The sequence below is a fragment of the Butyrivibrio sp. genome, assembly GCF_017433805.1.
In the GTDB taxonomy this organism is placed as follows: domain Bacteria; phylum Bacillota; class Clostridia; order Lachnospirales; family Lachnospiraceae; genus Butyrivibrio.
The window spans coordinates 1-6,496 of sequence record NZ_JAFRGN010000069.1 but is presented as its reverse complement, the minus strand read 5'-3'; the positions used below and the strand labels follow the sequence as shown (position 1 = coordinate 6,496).

General features: G+C 41.1%; 1 protein-coding gene and 1 pseudogene. Both read right to left on the bottom strand.

The window, feature by feature from the left end; all coding sequences use genetic code 11:
- Nucleotides 1-3,776, bottom strand: a pseudogene (locus tag IJI01_RS14370) (hypothetical protein); the annotation flags it as partial.
- A 1-nt stretch (nt 3,777) separates the two neighbouring features.
- Nucleotides 3,778-6,258, bottom strand: coding sequence for an MMPL family transporter (locus IJI01_RS14365; protein WP_292191935.1), 2,481 nt, complete (start codon nt 6,256-6,258; stop codon nt 3,778-3,780).
- Between the last annotated feature and the right edge of the window lie 238 nt (nt 6,259-6,496).

The following is a 6,496-nucleotide window of genomic DNA, read 5'->3' as shown; positions in this document are numbered from 1 at the left end:
TCCTTTTCTTCTTCCTTTTCTTCTACATTTTTCTGTTCGTCTTTGCTGTCATCATAGAAGAGTTGTTCTTTATCCTCTATCTTCTTGGACACATCCTTGGCAACATTGTTGATGAATATTGGGAGCTTGCCACCATGTCTTTTGATAATGAATATAGTCAGAACAATTATTATGATAAGTACTACTATTGCGCCAATAGCTATAGCAGGTATCAAATATTCAAAGTATCTGGCCACCTTGTATTTCACATCTAAGTTAAGGACATCGCCTTCAACCTCATAGGTGTCATACTTTCCTACACTACCAGTTTTCTCAAGCTTAGTCAGACTGCCATCATCCTGAACCTGATACAGCTCATAGGTAATCTGATCACCTAATTGGGTATTGCTGTCCATACCAAACCTGATCTGATGCGTTTTTCTGCCATCGTCAGGTATTGTAACCTTCAATGTCTCAAAATCTACAAATAACTTGTTACCTTCTTTGAAGTACCTGGTATTCTCTCCCCTATTAAATAGAACTTCTCTTTCTACTACCAGCCTATCATCTTCCCTGAACAGTCCATCAACCAGAATCTCGCCCTGATGGATTCCGTCATCGTCCGTGGCCTTTTCTTCTGCTATGGTAGTCCTGTATTTGGTGTAGCCTGCTGTGATTATCTCATCAGATGTGATCTTATCTATTTGAGGCTTATCCCACACAACGTAATAGCCTTCCTTGTTATCTACCTTAGGATAATCCTGCTCATCTATGGACTCGCCATATCTAAGGCTGGATTTCTTTATGACCTTCTCTCCATCAGGTAGATCCTCATCCTCAAGCATAAATGTAATGGTCATGCTCTTAAAATCATAAGGAACATTGCTAAAATCAAAAGCTACTGCCTCTGCCTTGCCTGTATAGCTTGCCCTGTCTATACCAGTAAGATCATCACTGATAAAAGAGTTATTTCTTACAACACCCTTCTCATCAATATGTCCGGAAATCGCTCCATACCATCTGTCGGCACCTGTAACCTTAACAAGAGACTGACAGTCGCTTATATGCATTCCATCTCCTGTGATTCCTCCAACGTAGCTAACTCCGTCAAGGATTCCTGAAGAGTTTGATTTAACTATATTAGAAAGGGATCTTCCGCATATTCCACCTACATATTCGCCTGAGCTCGACTTTATATTACCCATATTGGCGCAGCCTGTGATAGTTCCCATTTCCTGAAGGCCACAGATTCCGCCCACATAGTTCTTTTCACCGACCACATTGTTATAGTTGTCGTTATGTCTGAGTACACACTTAGTAAGGTATGAAGTAGACAGCTTACTATCCTTGATTCCTGTAATGTCGCTTTCCTTGTCATACTCGTACTCAATGCCCATAGTTCCGGCAATTCCGGCAACATCGATGTCGCCCTCAATGCGTCCATAGTTAATGCAGTAGTCTACAGTAGCATCCGTACAGGTATCTGCTTCATCCAGAGATACGTCTTCAAAAGACTGAGTGTAGTCCATCTCCAAAACGCCATCTGCTGCATCTGTAAACAAAAGCATAATGATATTGAACTGATCATTGACAGCCTCAAGGTCCGTAGTAAGAACTCCTGTGGCGTTGTTCATCTCGGAATTTAGAAGTCCAAAGTTATCGTTCATTCCCTGCATATTGTCCACAAAGGAAGTGGTGCGAAGCCTGTACTCATCGCTGAAGGTCGGGAATGTAATATTATCTCTTCCCGCTATATTATTGAGGATCGCCCTGGTATCATGTCCGGCATTTTCAAGGTTCCCCGCTGCATCCTCCAGCTCCTGCATGCTCTTAACCATATCAGGTCTCATATCATCAGCCATATACTGGGCGGCTTCTGTCAGTATGCTCATTACTATCTGTGTGTTTTCCAGTACATCTTTTTCATATCCAGCAGCTCCACCATTCGTGTATTGACTCTTGGCATAAGTAGATGCATTTGTTCTGGCCGCAGCATTGGCTTGCGCATAAAGAGCTGCATCATCCGGATAATTAGTAGAATCACTTGAAGGGAATCTGGTTCCATCCCTGTGCTGCCAATATCCCTCTGTTGAAGCTCCAGTTTTGTTTTGTATATCAGTACTATTGACAGCAGTTCCCATATCAGAAGTGCATTCAAGTCCCGTCGCACTTGAAATATACTCAAGACCTATGGAGGTGTTGGAAGCTTTGGTGGAATCATAATTCTCTTTTAGTGCATAAATAGCGTTATTCCTACATGGAGTTATTGCAGCGCTATAATTATCCGAATACTGAGCCTCAGCTCCCTCCAGAACCGTCTTGGCTGCATTGTACTCATCTCTTCTATCGTCCTTAATATATGCATCTACGTTGAGTTTTGAAAAAGCAGTCCTTACATCAGCAGCAGATTTCTTAACATCATTCATTGCTTCTTCCGTGTGATCAAGCGCACCATTTTTCTTGGTTGCCTCATCAATAACATAATCAACTCTTGAAAAAGCCTCTGTTGCAGCACCGGACACACCATTAGCATAGTCTATTGTTCCATTAGCAATGTATTTAACGTCATTAAGGGCTTTCCCTGTATAATCCTGTATTATGGATAATCTGTTAGATATTACATTGGACTGATTTCTGGTATCGCGCAGAGTTACAGATACAAGGTCATGTAGCTTACCTATAGCTTCAGTCAGCTGATAAGCTATATCTGTACTGAGATCAACAGTAATATAGGGCTCAGCCTGTCCAACAATGCCACCTACATCTTTTCTGCCAAGGATCTTGCCACTATTAGTGCACTTATAAAGATATCCTGACTGTCTTCCAGCTATACCGCCAACATTGTAGCCAACGTGCTCATAACCGATATCACCAGTGTTTATGCAGCCTATGATAATTCCAATTGACTGTCCCGCAACACCACCGGTATCAGAAGCTGTTACGTCAGCGTTAGCATCCTCCTCTTCACTGTTTGCATTTTTGACAAGTGAGATAACCTTATTAAGGGTACTCATTGAATCAATTGTTATCTGAGTATCCGTGTTGGTTGTATTAACACTTGAATCATTGACACAGTCTGTCACATAGCCCATGTTAGAGCCAACAATTCCGCCAGTGAAATGAACTCCATGGACATAGCCGGCACAGTTGCAGTCATCGATAATTCCTGTAAGCTGGTTAACTCCAACTACACCGCCAACGTAGTCATTTCCATTTACAACTCCGGTGAAGCTGCATTTGTGTATGTAGCCACTGTTTGTTGCAGCGATTCCTCCAATAGTTATCTGCTCTCCAGCAGGTATGATATTTCCTTTGACATTAAGGTTAGTGATCACTCCGGTTTTCTGAACATCAGTAAAAAGACCTATGTAGGACATACCCTTATCTACATTAAAGGCACTGATAGTATGACCTCCACCATCAAAAATGCCTCCGAAGGATGGTATTCCTATAAAGTCTGTACCAAGAAGAGAAATATCGTTTGTGAGAGTAATCTTTTTATTAACCGACCAGGTATCAAGCCTGCAGTTATCAGCAAATTCAAGGAACTCTTCTGTTGTTCCTATAGTTATCTCTTCAATATCTTCAGGTATTACCGCTAATATATCTTCTTTGATATCCTCGTCTACATCGACTTCATTTTCCAGAGCTCTTTCATAGGTGCCTGTAGTAATCTCAGGTGCATTGCTCTGACTTGTATTATCAGCTTCCTTGTCTCCGGTTTCAGCAAACACGGTGATGACAGGTGTTGTTACAAACAATATTCCAAGAAGAAGCGCGCATAATCTCTTTTTCATATCAGCTCTCCTCCCCTGCAGTCTCTGCCATGGTAGTTACTTCCTCGCCGTTTTCATCCAGCATCTTTATGGCATCATTATCAACGTAGGCACTGATATTTCCTCGTACCACTGCATGAACTACACCATTGATATTTCCATCAATGTGGCCTCGTACAAGACCATCAATTCGCATAATTCCAGCCTTTTGTCTGGTCTGAATAGGCATGTTCATTACAAAGGCAGTAAGCTCAATGATCTTATCACCCACCAAAAGAATCTGTGGCAAAACAAACATTGTGATCAAAATGGAAATAATTGTTCCTCTTCCAAGACATTTACCAATACCGTAAATCGCACAGTCAGAGGTCATGTTACCGATAAGTGTTCCTGCAACTGCAAGCATTGTTCCAGAAGTGATAATAGTCGGGAAAGAAAGATTCATTGTATCTATGATGGCATCTTTTTTGCCCATGGTACTACGAAGCTCTGTGTATCTGCCTGCAATAACAATGGCATAGTCAATATTGGCACCCATCTGAATTGAACTAACGATCAGGTAGCCTAGGAAGAACAGGTTATCATGCTGGATCGCAGGAATCGAGAAATTGATCCAGATACAGCCCTGAATAACAGCGATAAGAAGTACTGGCATTCCTGCTGATTTAAAGGTAAAAAGAAGTACCACCAAAACCGCTAATATCGATATAACACCAGTAACCGTGTTATCTCTTCCAAAGCACTTCTTAAGGTCATACTGGCTGACAGACTCACCAACAACATATATCTTGTCTGCATCATAATATTTCTCAGTAATGGTATGCATCTTCTCTATAAACGCAAAGGTCGCATCTGACTCCTGTGGAAGGCTTGTATATACAATAATTCTGGAATAATCTTCGCCCTGGAGCTGCTTCTTGGCATAGTCCATCATCCTGTTAGCATCTTCAAGCTTGTCCATAAGATCATCAGAGAGTGTTACGTAACCCTCATCAATCTCTTTATATACAAACATGAACATGTCAATAAGCGGAACCTTATAATTGGCAAGGCCGTTAACCACCTTGGCATAGTCTTCATCATTGACAGCATAAGCAGTATATACAAGCTCAGCTATCTCATAGTCGATATTTATTAGCTCAGAAAACTGCCTTGGAGTCAGCTTATCTGTTAGGGTGTAGCCACCAAGAGCCTCTGTGTTAGCAAGACCTGTAACCGACGTAACCTTATCCTCTGCCATAAGATCATCAATCAGTTTTTTTTCTTTTTCATAATCACCAGCAGGGAACACAAGAGCCAGCATATTGTCAGAATCAAAATTATCGTCCTGCATATTCTGAGCCTTTTGAACCTCATTTATAAGAGGCGGAGTAATCTGGGAATAGCCATAAACATAAGGCGTTTGTGCTGACACTCTGTTTGCAATAATAATGGCCACCACAAAGGCTGGCGCGATAATGTATCTTGTGGCATAAGCAAATTTTCCAACAAATGGAATCTTAGGAATGAAGTTCTTGTGCTGAGTCTTTTCCATAGCTACAGCAAAGAGCATGATTATTCCAGGCATAAGAAGGAATACTGACAAAAGACTAAGGAGAATAGCCTTTATCAGTACAATACCCATATCACGACCTATACCAAACTGCATGAACAGCATAGCTACAAGACCGCCCATGGTCGTAAGAGAGCTTCCTGAGATTTCAGGAATTGATTTAGATAGCGCCACAATGCAGGCTTCTCTGTAAGGTAGCGATGCATGCTCTTCCTTATATCTGTTTAGGAAAATAACTGCATAGTCTACCGACAGTGCCAGCTGCAACACAATTGTGACAGAATCTGATACAAAAGAAATTGTGCCAAGAAGAAAGTTAGTTCCCATCTGCACAAGGGCTGCACTTCCAAAGGTAAGAAGAAGCACTGGAACTTCAGCATAGGCCTGTGATGTAAGAAGCAAAACGCCTACAACAACGAAAACAACAATAATAGATATTACGCTCATTTCATCGTTAATAAGCTCCGACTGAGTGTCTCCCAGGGTTGTAGACAGGTAGTAATCATAATCCTCAAAATATGCCTTCACTTCATCCAGGAGCACCAGACACCTGTCATCTTTTTCATCATAGTTAAAGACAATATTAAAAAGAGCTGATCCATTATTATAGTGCTTGTCTGAATCATCAAGTTCTACTGAAAAGACACCCTCTATATTCTCCAGATCTTCCTGAATAAGGAGTGCCTGATCATAAGAAATGTTGGCAACCATGACTTTGGTAGAACCATAGGTTGTAAACTGCTCTTCCATCAGTTTAAGGCCCTGCCATGTCTCAGATGTCTCTGGTAAATATTCCGATAGCTGGTTTTCAACACTTACCCAGTTTCTGGAAATTGCTGCGAATATACATAGTATTGCATATATCAAGAAGAAAAGATTGCGCTTATCGACTATAAAAGCGCAGATTTTAAGCATAAAGCTATTTCCGCCGCCCGCTTCGTTATTGCTCATTTTCATCCCCCTAGAAAATTCAAAACAAAACTTCACTATATATTGTATACCTCTTAATGTACCCAGGCAACATATAAAAAAGAGCCAGGGACATAATTGATATGATTCCCCTAAAGTAGACAATGGAAATATCCAAAGTCTCCTTTAGGGGGATTTTTTATGGCTAAGTATCCTTTAGAAATCAAGATTGCTGCATGTAAAGATTATTTCGAGCGAAACATGTCAATGGGAGACATAT